This is a genomic window from Micromonospora sp. CA-244673 (assembly GCF_050948395.1).
Lineage (GTDB): Bacteria > Actinomycetota > Actinomycetes > Mycobacteriales > Micromonosporaceae > Micromonospora.
Genome location: NZ_CP192019.1, coordinates 2,674,126 through 2,690,497 on the forward strand (window position 1 = coordinate 2,674,126; position 16,372 = coordinate 2,690,497).

Genomic DNA, 16,372 nt, shown 5'->3' on the forward strand with positions numbered 1-16,372 from the left:
CCGGTCACCCCGGGGGGCCGCACGATCGTGGTGGACCGGAAGAACTTCCGACGCAAGCGGAAGGGCAGGTCGTCATGAAACGGATCGTGGAGATCGTCCCCGCCCGGCCCGGCTGGTACGCGAGGTGGCAGGTCGACCCGGAGGGCACCCGCAGCTACCCGGTGACCCTCTGGGCGCTGTTGGAGGAGGGCGACGGCAGCGGGCGCGAGGTCGTCGGCGTCGACTGTGTGGGGCAGTGGCCGGGAGCTGACGACAACGAGGCGGGTGGGGAGTTCGTCCGTTACCTGTTCCAGACGCCCGATTCGGGCACGCCGGAGGACGCGGCGTCGCCCACGGTGGGGGAGCTGCGCGAATCCGGCCCGCGCCTGCAGGCCATTCCCGCCGCCTGAGCCATCCTCCCCGGCCCCCGGCCCCTGGTCCCAGGGTCGGGGGCCATCCCCCGTCCGGGGGCGGTCAGCCGACGTCGCGGGTGGTCGCGGTCTCCCCGACCGGCGGGACGGCCAGCAGCTCGGCCAGCCCCGTGCGGTCCAGCAGCTGCCGCACCTGTGGCGTCACGGCGTCCAGGTGTACGGGACCGTCCCCGGCCCGGTGGATGAGCACCAGGGCGCTGAGGCCGGAGGAGTCGCAGAGCCCCACCCCGGCGAAGTCGAGGAGCAGCTCCCGGCAGCCGTCGCGGCGCAGCTCGGCCGCGACGGAGACGAGCTCCGGCGCGGTGTCGAAGTCCAGCTCGCCGGTCAGCCGCAGCCGGGCACGTCCGGGGTCGAGCCGGTCCACCTGGATGGTCAGCAGCTGCGGGCGCATGTGGTCATGTTTCCAGCCCGGACCGGTCCCGGAAACCACAGGGTGCTCAGGCACGGGCGGACGAGCCCGCCGTGGGCCGCTCGGACGCGCGGTCGGGCTGCGGCCGGGACAGCAGGCCGGTGACCCCGGTCATGTCGAGGATCGTCGCCAGGAAGCGGGGCGTCTCCCGCAGTTGGACGGCCGTCCCGCCCTGCTGGCCGTCCCGCCAGGCGTGCACGATCACCGACAGGCCGGTGCTGTCGATGAAGAGCAGGTCGCGGAAGTCCAGCACGAGCGTCCGGGGGGCCTCGGCCAGCAGCCGGTCGACCTCGGTGCGCAGCGGGGCGGCCGTGGTGAAGGCGAGGTCACCGCCGACCCTGATGACCGGCGCGTCGGGGTCGGAGCGGTCCACGGAGAGGCGTAGCGGTGTCGCGTCGGGCGTTCTCCGTCGGGGTGCCACCATCACGCCTTTCGCGGCTGCCGTTCGGGCCGGGTCGTCCGGATCGTAACAACCCCGGAACCGCCCCGCCCGGCGACGCGTCCGCAGGCCGGGGCATGAGCGGTGGGGTGGCGGTACCGGTACACCGGCGTAGGGTGGGCGAAGAGATGTGACCTCACGCGCCGTGTCGCGTGGACCGCGGGTATCGACAGGAGTGGGGCTCAGCTGGTGACTGCTGCCGACGTCAGGGGCGCTGACCCGGGCGACGGACGGATCTCCACGCCGGGCGCCAGACGGGCTCGGGCGTGGTCGCCCGCCGCACCGGCCCTGCCGTCCCTGGCCCCGGACCGCGGCCCGGCCGCCCCCGACTGGTCGGCGGTGGTGGAGCACTTCCGCGAGGGTCTGATCGTCTGCGACGCCGACGGTGTGGTGCGGCACCTCAGCCCGGTCGCCGAGCGGCTGGTCCCCGAGGTGGTGCCCGGCGAGGTGCTCGCCGCGGCCGGCGTGCCCGCCCTGCGCGGCGACGACCCGGGCGAGTTCACCCATCACGGCCGGCGGCTGCGCCTGCGGCGGGTCGTGCTCTCCGCCGGCCGCCGCTGCTGGTATGTCGAGGACGTCACCGAGAGCGTCAGCCGGGCCGACGCGCTGCTCGCCGAGCGGGCCCGCTCGGCGTTCCTCGCCGTGGTCGGCGAGAAGCTCGGCAACCCCCTGCATCCCGACCGTGCCGCCGCCGCGGTGGTCCGGCTGGCCGTGCCGACGGTGGCCGACGTCGCCGTCCTGGTGCTGACCCCGCGCTCCGGCCGGGCCCGCTGGTGGCGGGCGGTGCGCGCGGACGACGAGGCGCCCGCCGTGGACAGCGGCGTGCTCGCGGCCGCGGCGCTGCCGTCGGCGATCGAGGAGGGGCTCGGCGGCGCCGAGCCGCACGCCCTGGACTGGCTGGTGGAGCAGGCCGTCGAGGCGGGCTGGCTGTCCGGTCTCGACGCGGCCGGCGCCACCGCGCGGGTGGTGCCGTTGCCCGGCCGGGAGGCCCCGGTCGGCGTGCTCCTGGTCGCCCGCCGGGCCAACCGCTGGTACGACGACGCCGACCTCGACCTGGTCCGCGCGTTCGCGGCCCGGGCCGGCGCCGCGCTCACCACCGCGCTGCTCTACCGCGACCAGGCCGAGGTCGCCGACACCCTCCAGGCCAGCCTCCTGCCCGTCGAGCCCGCGGCGGCCCCGGGCGTGCAGTGGGGCACCGCCTACCGGCCGGCCCAGGCCGGGCTGCGGATCGGCGGCGACTTCTACGGCTCGCACCGGCTCGTCGACGGCGGCTCGGTCTTCTTCCTCGGCGACGTCTCGGGCAAGGGCGTCGAGGCGGCCGTGTTCACCGGCCAGCTCCGCCAGTGCCTGCACGCGCTGCACCGGGTCGAGTCGCAGCCGGGCCGGCTGCTCAAACTGCTCAACGACGCGTTGCTGGAGACCACCCAGGCGCACGGGCAGGGCCGGTTCGCCACCATGGTGCTGGGTGTGGTGCGCCCGCACCGCGACGGCGGCCTCACCCTGACCATGGCCGGCGGCGGCCACCTCCCACCGCTGGTGCTGCGGGCCTCCGGCGAGGTCGAGCCGGTGCCACTGAGCGGGATGCTGATCGGTGTGGTGCCGGATCCCCGCATCGGCGAGGTGACCGTGCATCTGGCCCCGGGCGAGACCTGCCTGCTCTACAGCGACGGGGTGACCGAGGCGCGCGGCGGCCGGCGGGGCGACGAGCAGTTCGGCCCCGAGCGGCTCCTGCACGCGGTGGTCGGCTGCCACCGGATGCCGGCGCCGGCGCTGGCCGAGCGGGTCGAGCAGGTGACCTGCGACTGGCTCGGCCACGGCGACCACGACGACATCGCGGTGCTCGCGTTGCGGGCGACCGGCCCCGTCCGCCCCGGCCGCCACCTGCACGTGGTGCCCGGCCCGACCGGCGCCGACCGGACGAGGGAGACCGACGCGTGACCGCGACGACCACCGGGGCCGACCCGGCCCACGCCTTCCCCGGCTATCTGGAGTGCCTGGCTGAGGCCGACGAGCACGCCGCCGTCGAGGTGGCCCTCGGGCTGCTGGAGTCCGGTGTGCCGGCCGAGCGGGTGCTGCTGGAGCTGGTCGCCCCGGCGCAGGCCGAGGTGGGGGAGCGGTGGGCGCGCGACGAGTGGAGCGTGGCCCAGGAGCACGCCGCCACCCACATCAGCGAGCGGGTGGTGGCGGCCGTCGCCGCGTACGCGAATCCCCGCCCGACCCGCGGCCGGATCGTGGTCGCCTGCATGGACGGGGAGTGGCACGCCCTGCCCGCCCGGCTGGTGGCCGAGGTGCTGCGGCTGCGCGGCTGGCAGATCACCTTCCTCGGCGCCAGCGTGCCGGCCGCGCACCTGGTGTCCTACCTGCACCGCTACGACGCGGACGCGGTGGCCCTGGCCTGCGCGCTGCCGATGCGGCTGCCGCACGCGCACCGGATGATCGAGGCGTGCCGCCGCTCGGACGTGCCGGTGGTGGTCGGCGGCCGCGGCTTCGGCGGCGACGGCCGCTGGGCCCGGGTGCTGGGCGTGCCGTGGGCGCCGGACGCGCCGACCGCGGCGGACCTGGTCGCCGACGAGCGGGCGCTGCGCGCGGTCCCGCCGGCCCGGCTCGACCACCTCGCCGACGACGAGTACACGAGCCTGGCCAAGCGGCGCGGTGAGCTGATCGACAGCGCCCTGGCCGACCTGCGGGAGCGGGTGCCCGGGGTGCGCGACTACACGCCGGCGCAGCTGGACTCGACCGTCAGCGATCTCGGCTACATCGTCGACTTCCTCGCCGCCGCCCTCTACGTCGACGACGAGACCCTCTTCACCGAGTTCGTCGAGTGGTTGGTGGCGATCCTGGTCAGCCGCCGGGTCCCGGCCGCCGCGGTCGGGCTGACCCTCGACCACTATGGACAGCGGCTGCGGGACTTCCCCCGGGCGGCCCGGTTCCTCGACCGGGCCCGCGCGCTGGTCGGCGGGCTGTCCGCCGCGCCGGGGCGCTGACCGGTCAGGGTGCGGGCGCGCCGGGGAGACCTGCGTATACTTGCTGCACTGCAAGGGTGGGCCTGCGGTGGGAGCGAGAGGGGCCACGGTGACGTTCACCGTCACGTACGGCCAGCGGGACGGCGGTCCGGCCTACCTCCGGCTCGCGGGCGAGCTCGACCTGGCCACCGCGCCGGAGCTCAACGCCGCCATCGACCGGCTGGCCGCCGAGGGGCACCGTGAGCTGCTGCTGGACCTCAGCGAGCTGACCTTTTGCGACTCCACCGGCATCGCCGCGTTCGTCCGCGGCGACAACCTCGCCGCCGCCAAGGGCGGCTGGTTGCGGATCACCGGGGCGACCGGCCGGGTGGCCCGGGTGCTCCAGGTGACCGGGCTGGCCGAGGTGCTGAGCCACGAGGCGGAGGCGGCCGACCCGGCCACCCCGGCCGCCTCCTGATCGGATAGATTTCCCCGCCGGCCGTCGACCTCGCCGTCGGCCTTCCACCTCCCGAGACGAAGCAGGTAGTCCCATGGGCCATGGCACCCCGAGCCCCGTTCGTATCCTGGTGGTGGACGACGACCCGGGTGACGTCCTGATGATCGAGGAGGCCCTTGAGGACTCGGACGTCGAGAAGGTCATCGACGTGGTCAACGACGGCCAGGAGGCGATGGAGTTCCTCCGCCGCCAGGGCCGGCACACCGAGGCCCGGCGCCCCGACGTCATCCTGCTCGACCTGAACATGCCGCGCATGGACGGGCGCCAGGTGCTCGGTGAGGTCAAGCGGGACGAGGAGCTGCGGACCATCCCGATCGTCGTTCTCACCACCTCCAACGCCGACACCGACATCCTCGGCAGCTACACCCTCCAGGCCAACGCGTACGTGACGAAGCCCATCGACCTGGACGACTTCAACGACGTGGTGCGCCGCATCGACGAGTTCTTCGGCCGGGTGGTCGTGCTCCCCAAGCACCCCTGAGCCCTTTCGTCCGGGCGTCCGGATGCTGAACAATTTGCGGGAACCGCCGCGGCCGTGGCCGTCGGCCGCCCAGGATCGTCAGGTGGGGAAGTGACACCAGCTGCCTGGGGGGCGACACAGATGAGGTTCTCCGTGGTCGACATCGGTTACGACCAGCGGCAGGTGGATTCCTGCCTGGACGAGCTGGGCATCCGGTTGGTCCGGCTCGCGGCTCGCGCGGAGAGCGCCGCCGGCGCGGGCCGGGAGTGGGACCAGGTCCGGGAGGACGCCACCCACCTCTGCGACTTCCTGCGCCGCCGCACCGCCGCCGTGGACGGCGACGAGGCCGTCGGAACGGCCGCCGAGCGGGAGGCGGCCAGGCTGTTGACCGAGGCCCGCAGCGAGCTGGAGGCCGCCCGGGAGGAGGCCCGCCAGGTGCGCGAGCAGGCGTACGCCGAGGCGGTCCGCGCGCGCCGGGACTTCGAGGCGGCGCTGCTGGCCCGGCGCCGGCGGGAGGCCCGCGTCGACGAGATCCTCGCCGGGGCACGGGGTGACACGGTGCCGCCGGACACGCCGACCGCGGCGGCGGGGGTGCCCACCGGCGGCGCCGCCGAGCGCAGCGCGGCCTGAGCGTCGCTCAGACCAGCGCCGCCACCACCGTGGTGGCCCGCTTCTCGTGCTGGGCGTACGCGTCGGGGAAGGCGGAGACCTGCACCGCCTGGGCGGCCGAGGTGAGGCTGAGCTCCGTCCAGCCGGGCACCTCCTTCAGCGCGGTGAAGAAGGCGCGGGCCGCGTACGCCGGGCGCATGATCTCGGCGACGGTGCCCCAGCCGCTGCTGGGTCGCTGCTGGAACAGGCCGATCGAGTCGTGGTCGGAGCCGCTGCCCTGGTGCGGGTAGTCGAACGACTCGGGGAGCACGTCGCTGGCCAGGTTGTAGAGGTTGCTCTCCTGCATGGCGGTGGCGACGGCCACCACGAGCGCCCGGCGGGGCATCTTCATGGCCTGGCCGGCGTCGACGATCGCCTTGGCGTTGTCCATCTGCCGCTGGTCGAGCCCGGCGACGGGCCGGGGGTGCTTGGGCCGGACGGGCTTCTTCGGCGTCTTCTTCTTCGTGGGCGTCGGGCTCGGGGTGGCGGCCGGGATCGGGGTGACCGGCACGGCGACCGGCGGAGCGGCCCGCTCGAAGTCCCGCGAGGCCCGCTGCTCGGTGGCCGCCCGGTCGGCGAGGGCCTCGCGGACCGGGGCGTGCGGCTGCCCGGTCTCTCGCACGCCGACGACGCCGACCAGGCCGAGGCAGCAGGTCACGCCGGTGGCGACGGCGACCCGGGCGGGGGTGGAGCGGCCCGGCCCGCGGCGGGCGGGCTCCGGGGCCCGGTGCCGCCCGATCCTCCGTTCGGCTGATGCCGGGTCGATCGTACGGCGAACGGGTCGCGTCTCGGTCGGCTGCTGCGTATCGGGATGATCGGGATGCACTCGCCGAGGCTAGAAAGCTTCTCGGCGCTTGCCATCGGGGTGGTTGGTGGCATGCGCCACAATTTGCCATGATCCGCCCGCACATTACGCTCGGTGCACCACGAATTCGATCATCCTCGCGTTTCGCATTTTCCGTTCATGTCGGAAAGTCCGGGGCAAGATTCGCGCATGATCCTCTTCTCGGCGGTTTCCCCTCCCCTCGTCCGTTCGGGCGAGGGATGCGCCCGCCACCTGGGGGTACATCACTCGGCCGGAGGGCCCACGCCGCCGGTGGGCGGACGTGTCCGGATCGCCGGCACCGGAGGTCCCGCCGCTCGATACGATGCGGACGGTGACGGAGCAGATGGTCGATGAGCGGGCCGCCGGCGAGCCCGCCGGCCGCCAGGGCCGGCGAGGGCTGGTCGTCAGCCTGTGCGCCGTCCTGCTCGCCCTGCTCATCGTCGGCCACCGGGCGGTGCCCAACGTGCACGGCCTGGGCAGCCTGGTGGACAGCGTGACCCCGCTGCTCGGGCTCGGCGTACCCCTGCTCGCCCTCGCGGCGCTGCTGCGCCGGTCCCGCCGGGCTCTGCTCGTGGTGCTGCTGCCGGCGCTGGTCTGGGCGGCGCTCTACGGCGGCGCCTGGCTGCCGCCGGCCGCCGGCGCGGGCACGCCCTCGCTCCGGGTCGCCAGCCAGAACCTGCGCTCCGGCAATCCCGACCCGGCCGCCACGGTCGGCGCCCTCGCCGACGCCGCCCCGGACCTCATCGGGCTCCAGGAGGTCGACGACGGCGAACGGGTCGCCGCCGCGCTCGGCGCGCGTTACCCGCACCGGGCCGCGGTCTCCACCGTCGCGCTGTGGAGCCGCTGGCCGATCCGCGAGGCGCACGGCGTCGACACCGGCCTCGGCTGGGAGCGGGCCCTGCGGGCCGTGGTCGCCACCCCGCAGGGCGACCTGGCGGTGTACGTGGTCCACCTCGGCTCGGCCCGGGCCGGGCACACCGCCACCCGGGACGAGACCCTCGCCGCGCTCGCCGCGACCGTCCGGGCCGACGGCGCGCCGCGGCTCGTGGTGCTCGGCGACCTGAACACCGCCACCACCGACCGGGTCTTCGGGCCGCTCACCCGCCTGCTGGGCGACGCCCAGGCCGAGGCCGGGCAGGGCTTCGGCTTCACCTGGCCGGCGGGGCTCCCGGTGACCCGCCCGGACCACGTCCTCTACCGGGGGATCACCCCCACCGCGGCCGGGGTGCTGCACACCCCGGACAGCGACCACCGCGCGGTGACCGCCGGTTTCCGCTGGTGAAATGGTCAGTGCCGGCCGTTCTCCGCCGGCGTGACGGTCAGTCGGTGCCGGCTGTTGTCGCCGCTGGAGAACGGCCAGAGCCGGTCGGCGTGCGCGACCAGGTCGGCCAGCTGCTCGCGGGTGAGACCGGCCGAGGAGATCTCGGCGTGCACGTCGGCCCGGTACCGGCCGTCGTCGTCGCGGCCCAGCTTCGCCTCCGCGGTCACCTCGACGGTGTGCGCCTCGTCGGTGATCTCACCGGCCGCCTCCACCGCCGCGTGGTGCAGGCAGGAGGCGAACGCGGCGGCCAGGAGCTGTTCCGGCGTGAGGCCGGTGCAGTGCGGCGCCAGCGGGGACGCCAGGGCGGAGGAGAGACCGCCGTCGTCGGTGCGTACGTGACCGCCCGCGGCGGTCGCCGTGGCCGTCTCGGCCAGCCAGGAACTCGGATCCGGCATCGCGTTCCTCCCGTCACTCACCCGCCCGGCTACCCGGCCCCCGCCCGGCGAAACCGTGCCTGAGCAGGCCGGGCGTCAGCCGGGCCGGCCGGTCGGCTGCGCGTCGACGGCGAACGCCTCGGTCGCCTCGGCGGCCGCCTGGTCGGTCCACGCCGACACCGCGGCGCTGCGCTGGCGGGGCGCCCACGCGACCATCGGCACGTAGACCCGGGCGTCCACCACCTCGGCGAGCAGCAACGCGGCCATCAGGCTGGTCGGCCGGGCGGCCGGATCCTCGGCGAGGCAGCGGCGGCACAGGTCGGCTGCCTCGGCCGGCAACCCGTCGATGTCGGGCAGCGGCTCCGGCGGCCGGCGCCGGCCCGAGCCGAGCAGCTGGGTGGTGGTGTCGGCCGCGTACGGGAGCCGGCCGGTCAGGCAGTAGTAGAGGAGCACGCCCAGGGCGTACATGTCCGCGGCCGGGGTGGCCGGCTGCCGGTCGAGCTGTTCCGGCGCCAGGTACGCCGGCGTGCCGACGACGATCCCGTCCGGGGTGTGGTCGGGTGCGCCGGCCGGGCTGGCGATCCCGAAGTCGAGCACCTTCACGCCCGCCGGGGTGAGGATCACGTTCGCCGGCTTCACGTCGCGGTGCACGATGCCGTGCGTGTGCGCCGCGGCCAGCGCAGCGCTCACCTCGGCGCAGACCCGCACCGCGATCCGCCAGTCGAGCCGGCCGCGGCGCAGGTGGGCGGCGAGCGTTTCGCCCTCGGCCAGCTCCATCACGATGTACGGCACCGCGCGGCCGTCCGGCAGGGCGGCGGTGCCGAAGTCGTGGACGCTGGCCACGTTCGGGTGCACGAGCCGCGCGGCCGAGCGGGCCTCCCGCCGGATCCGGTCCACCGAGGTGGCCTCCCCGTCCAGCCCGGGCGAGATCAGCTTCACGGCGACGGTCCGGTCGAGCACGAGGTCGTGCGCCCGCCACACCTCGGACATCCCGCCGATGCCGACCCGCCGTTCGAGCTCGTACCGCCCGCCCAGCGTCCTCATCGACCACTCCTCGCCCTTGTTCGGTCCCCTCCGCTTCGCTACCCGGGCCCGGAGCAGGGCAAACCGCCGGGGATTACCGCCAGCGGGCGGGCCCGGCGCGGGGTAGCTTCGCGAGCAGGGACTGTGTGTCGACGGCGATGCGGAGGGTGACCGGTGGCTATGGTGCGCGTGCGGTTCGTCGGCGGACCCGCCGACGACCTGGTCCGGGACCTGCCCGCCGGCCCGGACGGGGCGCCACCGCCACGGTGGATCCTGCGCCACCCGGACCGGCCGCCCGGCGGCGAGGCCGACCATCTCTACGAGCGCGACCACCACCACGGCGGCGGCGACTGGACGATGCGGTACGTGCGCACCGACCCGTTCGGCGCCACCGAGTGAGCCCGGTCAGGCCGCCCGTGCGCCGGTGGTGTGCAGGATGACCGAGGTGACCAGCTCCGGGTCGTCGTGCATCGGCACGTGCCCGCAGCCGGCCAGGTCCAGGTGCCGGGCCGCCGGCAGTCTGGTCCGCGCCAGCGCGGCCTGCCGGTAGGGCAGGATCCGGTCCCGGGTGCCCCAGGCGACCGTCACCGGCACGGTCGGCGCGCCGGCGAACGCGTACCCGCGGCCGGCGCGGGCCACCGCGCGGAACGCCCGCGCCTCGCGCAGCGCCCGCGCGTCGGCCAGCGCCTCGGCCAGCGCCATCCGGTTCGGCCGGGCCAGGATCATGCCCAGCGCGAGGGTGCGCAGCGCCGGGTTGGCGAACAGCGACCGCAGCACCGGCTCGGGCAGCCGGGCGGCGTTGCGGTGCAGGGTGAGCACGGTGAGCGCCCAGCGCAGTTCGCGCGGGGTGCAGAAGCCGGCGGGGGAGAGGGCGGTGGCGGAGGAGACCGCTCCGGCGGCGGCGAGTTCCAGGGCGATGGCGCCACCGAGACTGTTGCCGGCCACGTGCGGGCGGTCCAGCCCCAGCGCGGCGAACAGCTCGACGATCCCGGCCACCAGGCCGGGCATGTCGGCGGGCAGGCCGGCGGCGGGCACCGGCGAGCGGCCGAACCCGGGCAGGTCGACGGCGATCACGTCGTGCGCCTCGGCGAGCCGGTCCAGCACCGGCGACCAGGCCGCCCAGTGGTGACCGATGCCGTGCAGCAGCACCAGCGGCGTGCCGGCCCCGCGCCGCTCGAAGACGACCTCCACGGCGGCGGTCATCGCCGTGTCTCCCCGTACGGTGTGCTCGGCCCGAAGCCCCGCCCCAGCGCCCGGGTCTGCTCCTCGATCAGCGGGACGGTCTCCTTCGCGGTCCGCCCGACCAGCCGGTCGGCGAGCGGGCTGACCAGCAGCGACCGGACCGCCTGCACGCCGCCGACGGCGCGTGGCACGTAGACACGGCGCCGCCTGCGCTCGATCGCCCGGACGAACGCCTCCGCGCACTCCTGCACGGTGGTGGTCCGTCGCATCGGCCAGGGCAGCTTCGCGAGCGCCGTCTCGAACGCCGGCAGGTCGGCCCGCGCCTCGCGGACCAGGTCGGTGTCCACCCAGGACGGATGCGCCGTGCCCACGGCCACCCCCCGGTGCGCCAGCTCCAACCGGATGGCCGTGCCGAAGTGCTCGACGCCGGCCTTGGAGGCGCAGTAGGCGGCCATGCCGGGCAGCGCCGCGAACGCGGCGGCGGAGGAGACGATCAGCAGGTAGCCCCGGCGGGCGGTGAGTGCCGGCACGGTCGCCGCCGCGGTGCGCATCACGCCGATCAGGTTCACCTCGACCGTGCGGACCAGCGCCTCGACGTCGCCGACGGCGATGGTGCCCCGGTTGGCGACCCCGGCGTTCGCCACCACCGCGTCGATGCCGCCCAGCTCCGTGACCGTGCCGTCGACAGCGGCGGCCAGCTCGGCCTGGTCGGTGACGTCGGCGCGGAACCAGACGTGGCCGGGACCCAGCTCGGTGGCGAGCGCCGCGAGGCGGTCGGGTTCCAGCCCGACCAGGGCCAGCCGCGCGCCCCGGGCGGCGGCGAGCCGGGCGGTGTGCTCGCCGATGCCCCGGGCCGCTCCGGTCACCAGCACCACCTTGCCGGCGAGCCGTCCGGCCGCGGCACCATCGATGGACATGCCGGCAAGTTACCACCGGGTAGCGTGCTGGGGAAGGGTCGCCGGCGCGTCCGCGCCAGGCCCGGACGCACCGCCCGGCCAGCCATTCCGATCCGCGCGGATCCCGCCGATCGGCCCGCACAGCTGGTACACAGGATCGGGACAGGCCCGGTACAGCGGGTGCGCCCACGATGGGAGCATGGTCATGAACGGGCAGGCCGCACAGGGCCGGATCGAACTGCGCCGACCGGACGGCGAACCGGTGCGGGTGCTGGTGGTGGACGACGAGCCGACGCTCACCGACCTGCTCTCGATGGCGCTGCGCTACGAGGGCTGGCAGGTCACCACCGCCGGCAACGGGATGGCGGCGATCAGCGCGGCCCGGCAGGTCAAGCCCGACGCCGTGGTGCTCGACGTGATGCTCCCGGACCTGGACGGCTTCCAGGTGCTGCGCCGGCTGCGCGAGCAGGCGCCCACCGTGCCGGTGCTCTTCCTGACCGCGCGGGACGCGGTCGAGGAGCGCATCGCCGGGCTCACCGTCGGCGGCGACGACTACGTCACCAAGCCGTTCAGTCTCGAAGAGGTGATCGCCCGGCTGCGCGCCCTGCTGCGCCGCTCCGGGTTCGCGGTCGCCGCCCGCGAGGAGGCCGTGCTGACCGTCGGCGACCTCAGCCTCGACGAGGACAGCCACGAGGTACGCCGCGGCGGCGACCTCATCAACCTCACCGCCACCGAGTTCGAGCTGCTGCGCTACCTCATGCGCAACCCGCGCCGGGTGCTGAGCAAGGCGCAGATCCTCGACCGGGTCTGGAACTACGACTTCGGCGGCCAGGCCAACGTGGTCGAGCTGTACATCTCGTACCTGCGCAAGAAGATCGACGCCGGCCGGGAGCCCATGATCCACACCCTGCGCGGGGCGGGCTATGTCCTCAAGCCCGCGGAGTGACCGGGGCGGGCGGCTGCGGCAACGGCTGGCCGGGTGGTCGCTGCGCCGCCGGCTGGTGCTCTCCGTGGTGGGGCTGCTCGCCCTGGTCAGCATCGGCATCGGCGGCCTGACCACGATCGCCCTGCGGCACTTCCTCATCGGCCAGGTCGACGACCAGATCACCGCCGGTGACCGCCGGCGCGAGAACGTGCCCGACATCTTCCGGGACCAGCCGACGCCCGGGCGACCCGGCGACGCCGGGGAGTGCGAGGCGCTGCAGCCACCGCCGGGCTTCCCGGTGGACTCGGTCGCCGTGCGGGTCCGGGACGGTCAGGTGGTCTGCGGAAAGATCCGGACCGGCGCGCGCCTGGTCGAGTCGTTGCCGGCCGAGCAGGTCTCGGACGTGGTCGGGCAACCCACCGACGGGCGGCCCCGCACCGTGGACATCGGAGGCCACGGCGACTACCGGGCCGTCGCCCATCAGGCGGCCGACGGCGACGTCCTCGTGTTCGCCGTCCCGCTGTCCGGGGTGGAGGAAACGGTCATGTGGGTGCTGGTCGCCCAGGCTGGGCTGGTCACCGCCGGGCTGGTCGTCGCCGGTGGCCTCGGCGCGCTGATCGTCCGGGCCGCGCTGCGCCCGCTGAACCGGGTCGCCGCCACCGCCGCCCGGGTCACCGAGCTGCCGCTGGACCGGGGCGAGGTGGCCCTGTCGGTGCGGGTCCCGGCGGCCGACACCGACCCGCGTACCGAGGTCGGGCAGGTGGGCGGCGCCCTCAACCGGATGCTCGGCCACGTCGCCGCGGCGCTCGCCGCCCGGCAGGCCAGCGAGACGCGGGTACGCCAGTTCGTCGCCGACGCCAGCCACGAGCTGCGCACCCCCCTGGCCGCCATCCGCGGCTACGCCGAGGTGGCCCGGCGCGGCCGGGACGAGGTGCCGCCGGACGTGGCACACGCCCTGCGCCGGGTCGAGTCGGAAGGCACCCGGATGACCAGCCTCGTCGACGACCTGCTGCTGCTCGCCCGTCTCGACTCCGGCCGCCCGCTCGCGGCCGAGCCGGTCGACCTCACCGTCATGGTGGTCAACGCGGTCAGCGACGCGCACGTGGCCGGCCCCGAGCACCGCTGGCAGCTCGACCTGCCCGACGAGCCGGTGAGCGTCACCGGCGACGCCCACCGGCTGCACCAGGTGCTGGCCAACCTGCTCGCCAACGCCCGCGTGCACACCCCGCCCGGCACCACGGTGACCACCCGGCTCACGCCGGTGCCCGGCGGCGTCGAGCTGAGCGTCACCGACGACGGCCCCGGCATTCCCGAGGAGCTGCAACCGGAGGTCTTCGAGCGGTTCGCCCGCGGCGACAGCTCCCGCTCCCGGGCGCACGGCAGCACCGGCCTCGGCCTGGCCATCGTGGCCGCCGTGGTCGAGGCCCACCACGGCGAGGTCGCGGTGGCGAGCCGGCCCGGCCGGACCGCCTTCACGGTGCGGCTGCCCGGATCCACAGCCGACGCATAGGCCGCTCACGGTGGCGGGTCAGCGGGTCGCCCGAGGCTTGCCGGCATGGACAGAACAGAGAGCCTGCTGACCGCGCCCTCGGCCGGGTCGCCCGCGACCGACCCGGCCCCCGCGCCCGCCCCGGAACCGGTCCGGACCCCGGCGCAGCCGCCGGCCGGGCCGCCCCGTCGCGACCCGCGCTGGACGCGACCGGCCCTGCTCGGCCTGCTCCTGGCCACCGCGGTGCTCTACCTCTGGGGCCTCGGTGCCTCGGGGTGGGGCAACGCGTTCTACTCGGCGGCCGTGCAGGCCGGCTCGGAGAGCTGGACGGCCTTCTTCTACGGCTCCTCGGACGCGGCCAACTCGATCACCGTCGACAAGACCCCCGCCTCGCTCTGGCTGATGGCCCTCTCGGTCCGCCTCTTCGGGCTGAGCAGCTGGTCGATCCTGGTGCCGCAGGCCCTGCTCGGCGTCGCCTCCGTCGGCGTCCTGCACGCCGCCGTACGCCGCTGGTACGGGCCGGTCGCCGGCCTGCTGGCCGGCGCGGTGCTCGCGGTCACCCCGGTGGCCACGCTGATGTTCCGGTTCAACAACCCCGACGCCCTGCTGGTGTTCCTGCTGGTCGCCGCCGCCTACGCCACGGTGCGCGCGGTCGAGACGGCGAGCACCCGGTGGATCACGCTGACCGGCGCGCTGGTCGGCCTCGGCTTCCTCACCAAGATGCTCCAGGCGTTCCTGGTGATCCCGGTGTTCGCCGGCGTCTACCTGCTGGCCGCGCCGACCGGCTTCTGGCGGCGGGTGCGCCAGCTGCTGCTCTCCGGGCTGGCCGTGGTGGTCGCCGCCGGCTGGTGGGTGGCCGTCGTGGAGCTGGTCCCGGCGAGCGCCCGCCCGTACATCGGCGGCTCGCAGCACAACAGCATCCTGGAGCTGACCCTCGGCTACAACGGCCTCGGCCGGATCACCGGGGACGAGGAGGGCAGCGTCGGCGGCGCCGGCCGGCCGGGCGGCGGGGGCCCGTTCTCCGGGCAGTCCGGCCTGCTGCGGATGTTCGGCACCGAGGTCGGCGGCCAGATCTCCTGGCTGCTGCCGGCCGCGCTGATCCTGCTCGCCGCCGGGCTGTGGCTGGCCGGGCGGGCGGCGCGTACCGACCGGACCCGGGCCGGGCTGCTGCTGTGGGGCGGCTGGCTGCTGGTCACCGGGCTGATCTTCAGCTTCATGTCCGGGATCTTCCACGCGTACTACACGGTGGCCCTGGCGCCGGCGGTCGGCGCGCTGGTCGGCATCGGAGCGACCCTGCTCTGGCGGGCCCGGACGACACCGGCCGTCCCCACCGCACCCACCCCCGGGTACGCCCCGGCAGCCTCCACCAGCCCCCTCCCGCCGGCCGCCGTCGTCCCGCCGCACCCTGCCGCACCGGACGGCGCGGTGCCGCCGACCGCCCCCGCGCCGACCGTGCCCGGCGCGCCGGAGGCAGCCCCGGCCGGCACGCCGGGGCACCCGGTCGCGGCTCCGTCGCCGGTGCCCGCGACCGGCGTCGGCGGCACGTCGAGTGCCCCGGCATCGGCGGGTGGGCCGTTGGCTCCGGATCGGCGGCGTGGGTTCGCCGCGACCGTGATCCTGGCCGGCACGCTCGCGGTCACCGCCTGGTGGTCCTGGCAACTGCTCGGCCGCAGCGCCGACTGGTACCCGTGGCTGCGCACCGCCGTGCTCGTGGCCGGCCTGGCCGCCGCCGCGCTGCTGGTCGTCGCCGACCGGCTGCCCCGGCGGATGGCCCCGGTGCTGCTCGCGCTCGGTGCGGCGGCCGCGCTCGCCGGCCCGGTGGCCTACTCGCTCCAGACGGCGGCGACCCCGCACACCGGCTCGATCCCCAGTGCCGGCCCGTTCGTGCAGGGCGGCTTCGGCCCCGGCGGCCGCGGCGGCTTCCCGGGCGGCGGCCGGATGCCGGGCGGCATGCAGTTCCCCGGCGGCGAGTTCCCCGGCCTCCCGGGTGGGCAGAACGGTGGTGCCACGCCAGGCGGGCAGAACGGCGGCGCCGCGCCGGGCGGCACCGGGCCGAACGGTGGCGCCGCGCCGGGCGGCACCGGCCAGTTCCCGGCCTTCCCGGGCGGCACCGGCCAGCTCCCCGGCCTTCCCGGCGGCCAGACCGGCTCCGGCCAGACCGGCACGGGGCAGGACGGGACGAGCGGGCAGCTCCCCGGTGACGGGCGGTCGCAGCGCGGCGGCGGGATGGGCGGGCTGCTCGACGCCCGCGAGCCGAGCGCCGAACTGAAGGCGCTGCTGGAGGCCGACGCGGACGACTACACGTGGGTCGCCGCGACGGTCGGCTCGAACAACGCCTCCGGCTACCAGCTCGCCACCCGCGAGCCGGTGATGCCGATCGGCGGCTTCAACGGCAGCGACCCGTCCCCGACCCTCGCCCAGTTCCAGCGGTACGTCACCGACGGGCGGATCCACTACTTCGTCGGCGGCGGCGGGTTCCGGGCCAACGGCGGCAGCAACGCGTCCGCGGAG

At 75.6% G+C, this 16,372-nt stretch carries 17 protein-coding genes and 1 pseudogene; 11 read left to right on the forward strand and 7 right to left on the reverse strand.

The window, feature by feature from the left end; all coding sequences use genetic code 11:
• The first annotated feature begins 74 nt into the window (after window positions 1-74).
• On the forward strand, window positions 75-389 hold the full coding sequence (locus tag ACQP12_RS12475; protein WP_433287618.1) for a hypothetical protein: 315 nt from the start codon (window positions 75-77) through the stop codon (window positions 387-389).
• Window positions 390-453: 64 nt separating this feature from the next.
• Here ACQP12_RS12475 and ACQP12_RS12480 read toward each other — a convergent pair whose 3' ends face one another.
• Together ACQP12_RS12480 and ACQP12_RS12485 are read right to left on the reverse strand one after the other, a co-directional pair.
• On the reverse strand, window positions 454-801 hold the full coding sequence (locus ACQP12_RS12480; RefSeq protein ID WP_433287620.1) for an STAS domain-containing protein: 348 nt from the start codon (window positions 799-801) through the stop codon (window positions 454-456).
• A 46-nt stretch (window positions 802-847) separates the two neighbouring features.
• Entirely contained in the window at window positions 848-1,192 is a 345-nt protein-coding gene (locus tag ACQP12_RS12485) for an STAS domain-containing protein (RefSeq protein WP_433287622.1), read from the reverse strand.
• A 255-nt stretch (window positions 1,193-1,447) separates the two neighbouring features.
• On the opposite strand from ACQP12_RS12485, the gene ACQP12_RS12490 reads away from it, so the two are divergent.
• The 5 genes from ACQP12_RS12490 (at window position 1,448) to ACQP12_RS12510 (ending at window position 5,807) form a co-directional block, all read left to right on the forward strand.
• A complete protein-coding gene (locus ACQP12_RS12490) occupies window positions 1,448-3,196 on the forward strand; it encodes a PP2C family protein-serine/threonine phosphatase (protein ID WP_433287624.1) in 1,749 nt (582 codons plus the stop codon).
• The gene (locus tag ACQP12_RS12495; protein WP_433287626.1) at window positions 3,193-4,242 is read left to right on the forward strand and encodes a cobalamin B12-binding domain-containing protein; all 1,050 of its coding nucleotides are present in this window, start codon (window positions 3,193-3,195) and stop codon (window positions 4,240-4,242) included. Before ACQP12_RS12490 ends, ACQP12_RS12495 begins: the two co-directional genes overlap by 4 nt.
• Before the next feature lie 88 nt (window positions 4,243-4,330).
• Entirely contained in the window at window positions 4,331-4,678 is a 348-nt protein-coding gene (locus ACQP12_RS12500) for an STAS domain-containing protein (protein WP_433287628.1), read from the forward strand.
• A 73-nt stretch (window positions 4,679-4,751) separates the two neighbouring features.
• Entirely contained in the window at window positions 4,752-5,198 is a 447-nt protein-coding gene (locus ACQP12_RS12505; protein WP_357944769.1) for a response regulator, read from the forward strand.
• A 120-nt stretch (window positions 5,199-5,318) separates the two neighbouring features.
• Entirely contained in the window at window positions 5,319-5,807 is a 489-nt protein-coding gene (locus ACQP12_RS12510) for an ATPase (protein ID WP_433287630.1), read from the forward strand.
• 7 nt (window positions 5,808-5,814) lie between these two features.
• Here ACQP12_RS12510 and ACQP12_RS12515 read toward each other — a convergent pair whose 3' ends face one another.
• Window positions 5,815-6,651, reverse strand: coding sequence for a hypothetical protein (locus tag ACQP12_RS12515; protein WP_433287632.1), 837 nt, complete (start codon window positions 6,649-6,651; stop codon window positions 5,815-5,817).
• Between the two features lie 331 nt (window positions 6,652-6,982).
• On the opposite strand from ACQP12_RS12515, the gene ACQP12_RS12520 reads away from it, so the two are divergent.
• Complete coding sequence (locus ACQP12_RS12520; protein ID WP_433287634.1) at window positions 6,983-7,933, forward strand: endonuclease/exonuclease/phosphatase family protein; 951 nt, start codon at window positions 6,983-6,985, stop codon at window positions 7,931-7,933.
• 5 nt (window positions 7,934-7,938) lie between these two features.
• Here the strand turns inward: ACQP12_RS12520 and ACQP12_RS12525 are convergent, their stop codons facing one another.
• Together ACQP12_RS12525 and ACQP12_RS12530 are read right to left on the reverse strand one after the other, a co-directional pair.
• Window positions 7,939-8,367 carry an OsmC family protein gene (locus ACQP12_RS12525; RefSeq protein ID WP_151464846.1) on the reverse strand — a complete coding sequence of 143 codons (429 nt, stop codon included), beginning with the start codon at window positions 8,365-8,367 and terminating at the stop codon, window positions 7,939-7,941.
• 75 nt (window positions 8,368-8,442) lie between these two features.
• Window positions 8,443-9,390, reverse strand: a complete 948-nt coding sequence (locus ACQP12_RS12530) for a serine/threonine-protein kinase (protein WP_433287636.1) — start codon at window positions 9,388-9,390, stop codon at window positions 8,443-8,445.
• Window positions 9,391-9,549: 159 nt separating this feature from the next.
• Between ACQP12_RS12530 and ACQP12_RS12535 the strand changes: the two genes are divergently transcribed.
• Complete coding sequence (locus ACQP12_RS12535; protein WP_357945347.1) at window positions 9,550-9,768, forward strand: hypothetical protein; 219 nt, start codon at window positions 9,550-9,552, stop codon at window positions 9,766-9,768.
• 6 nt (window positions 9,769-9,774) lie between these two features.
• Here the strand turns inward: ACQP12_RS12535 and ACQP12_RS12540 are convergent, their stop codons facing one another.
• Window positions 9,775-10,572 (reverse strand): alpha/beta fold hydrolase, encoded by a 798-nt coding sequence (locus ACQP12_RS12540; RefSeq protein WP_433287638.1) that lies wholly within the window; start codon window positions 10,570-10,572, stop codon window positions 9,775-9,777.
• Window positions 10,569-11,468 carry an SDR family oxidoreductase gene (locus ACQP12_RS12545; protein ID WP_357944785.1) on the reverse strand — a complete coding sequence of 300 codons (900 nt, stop codon included), beginning with the start codon at window positions 11,466-11,468 and terminating at the stop codon, window positions 10,569-10,571. The genes ACQP12_RS12540 and ACQP12_RS12545 overlap by 4 nt, the downstream gene beginning before the upstream one ends.
• 184 nt (window positions 11,469-11,652) lie before the next feature.
• Here ACQP12_RS12545 and ACQP12_RS12550 point away from each other — a divergent pair, with 184 nt between their 5' ends.
• The 3 genes and pseudogenes from ACQP12_RS12550 to ACQP12_RS12560 form a co-directional block, all read left to right on the forward strand.
• Window positions 11,653-12,393, forward strand: a complete 741-nt coding sequence (locus ACQP12_RS12550) for a response regulator transcription factor (protein ID WP_376787252.1) — start codon at window positions 11,653-11,655, stop codon at window positions 12,391-12,393.
• Window positions 12,371-13,882: a sensor histidine kinase gene (locus ACQP12_RS12555; protein ID WP_433287641.1), complete on the forward strand. Its 1,512-nt coding sequence runs from the start codon at window positions 12,371-12,373 to the stop codon at window positions 13,880-13,882. Before ACQP12_RS12550 ends, ACQP12_RS12555 begins: the two co-directional genes overlap by 23 nt.
• Window positions 13,883-13,927: 45 nt before the next feature.
• Window positions 13,928-15,610, forward strand: a pseudogene (locus ACQP12_RS12560) (ArnT family glycosyltransferase); the annotation flags it as partial.
• Window positions 15,611-16,372 lie beyond the last annotated feature (762 nt).

Coding starts and splice junctions, on each gene's coding strand:
- ACQP12_RS12545 (WP_357944785.1), bottom strand. CDS start 11,468: ATGTCCATCGATGGTGCCGCGGCCGGACGGCTCGCCGGCAAGGTGGTG.
- ACQP12_RS12475 (WP_433287618.1), top strand. CDS start 75: ATGAAACGGATCGTGGAGATCGTCCCCGCCCGGCCCGGCTGGTACGCG.
- ACQP12_RS12480 (WP_433287620.1), bottom strand. CDS start 801: ATGCGCCCGCAGCTGCTGACCATCCAGGTGGACCGGCTCGACCCCGGA.
- ACQP12_RS12505 (WP_357944769.1), top strand. CDS start 4,752: ATGGGCCATGGCACCCCGAGCCCCGTTCGTATCCTGGTGGTGGACGAC.
- ACQP12_RS12535 (WP_357945347.1), top strand. CDS start 9,550: ATGGTGCGCGTGCGGTTCGTCGGCGGACCCGCCGACGACCTGGTCCGG.
- ACQP12_RS12540 (WP_433287638.1), bottom strand. CDS start 10,572: ATGACCGCCGCCGTGGAGGTCGTCTTCGAGCGGCGCGGGGCCGGCACG.
- ACQP12_RS12530 (WP_433287636.1), bottom strand. CDS start 9,390: ATGAGGACGCTGGGCGGGCGGTACGAGCTCGAACGGCGGGTCGGCATC.
- ACQP12_RS12550 (WP_376787252.1), top strand. CDS start 11,653: ATGAACGGGCAGGCCGCACAGGGCCGGATCGAACTGCGCCGACCGGAC.
- ACQP12_RS12555 (WP_433287641.1), top strand. CDS start 12,371: ATGTCCTCAAGCCCGCGGAGTGACCGGGGCGGGCGGCTGCGGCAACGG.
- ACQP12_RS12525 (WP_151464846.1), bottom strand. CDS start 8,367: ATGCCGGATCCGAGTTCCTGGCTGGCCGAGACGGCCACGGCGACCGCC.
- ACQP12_RS12510 (WP_433287630.1), top strand. CDS start 5,319: ATGAGGTTCTCCGTGGTCGACATCGGTTACGACCAGCGGCAGGTGGAT.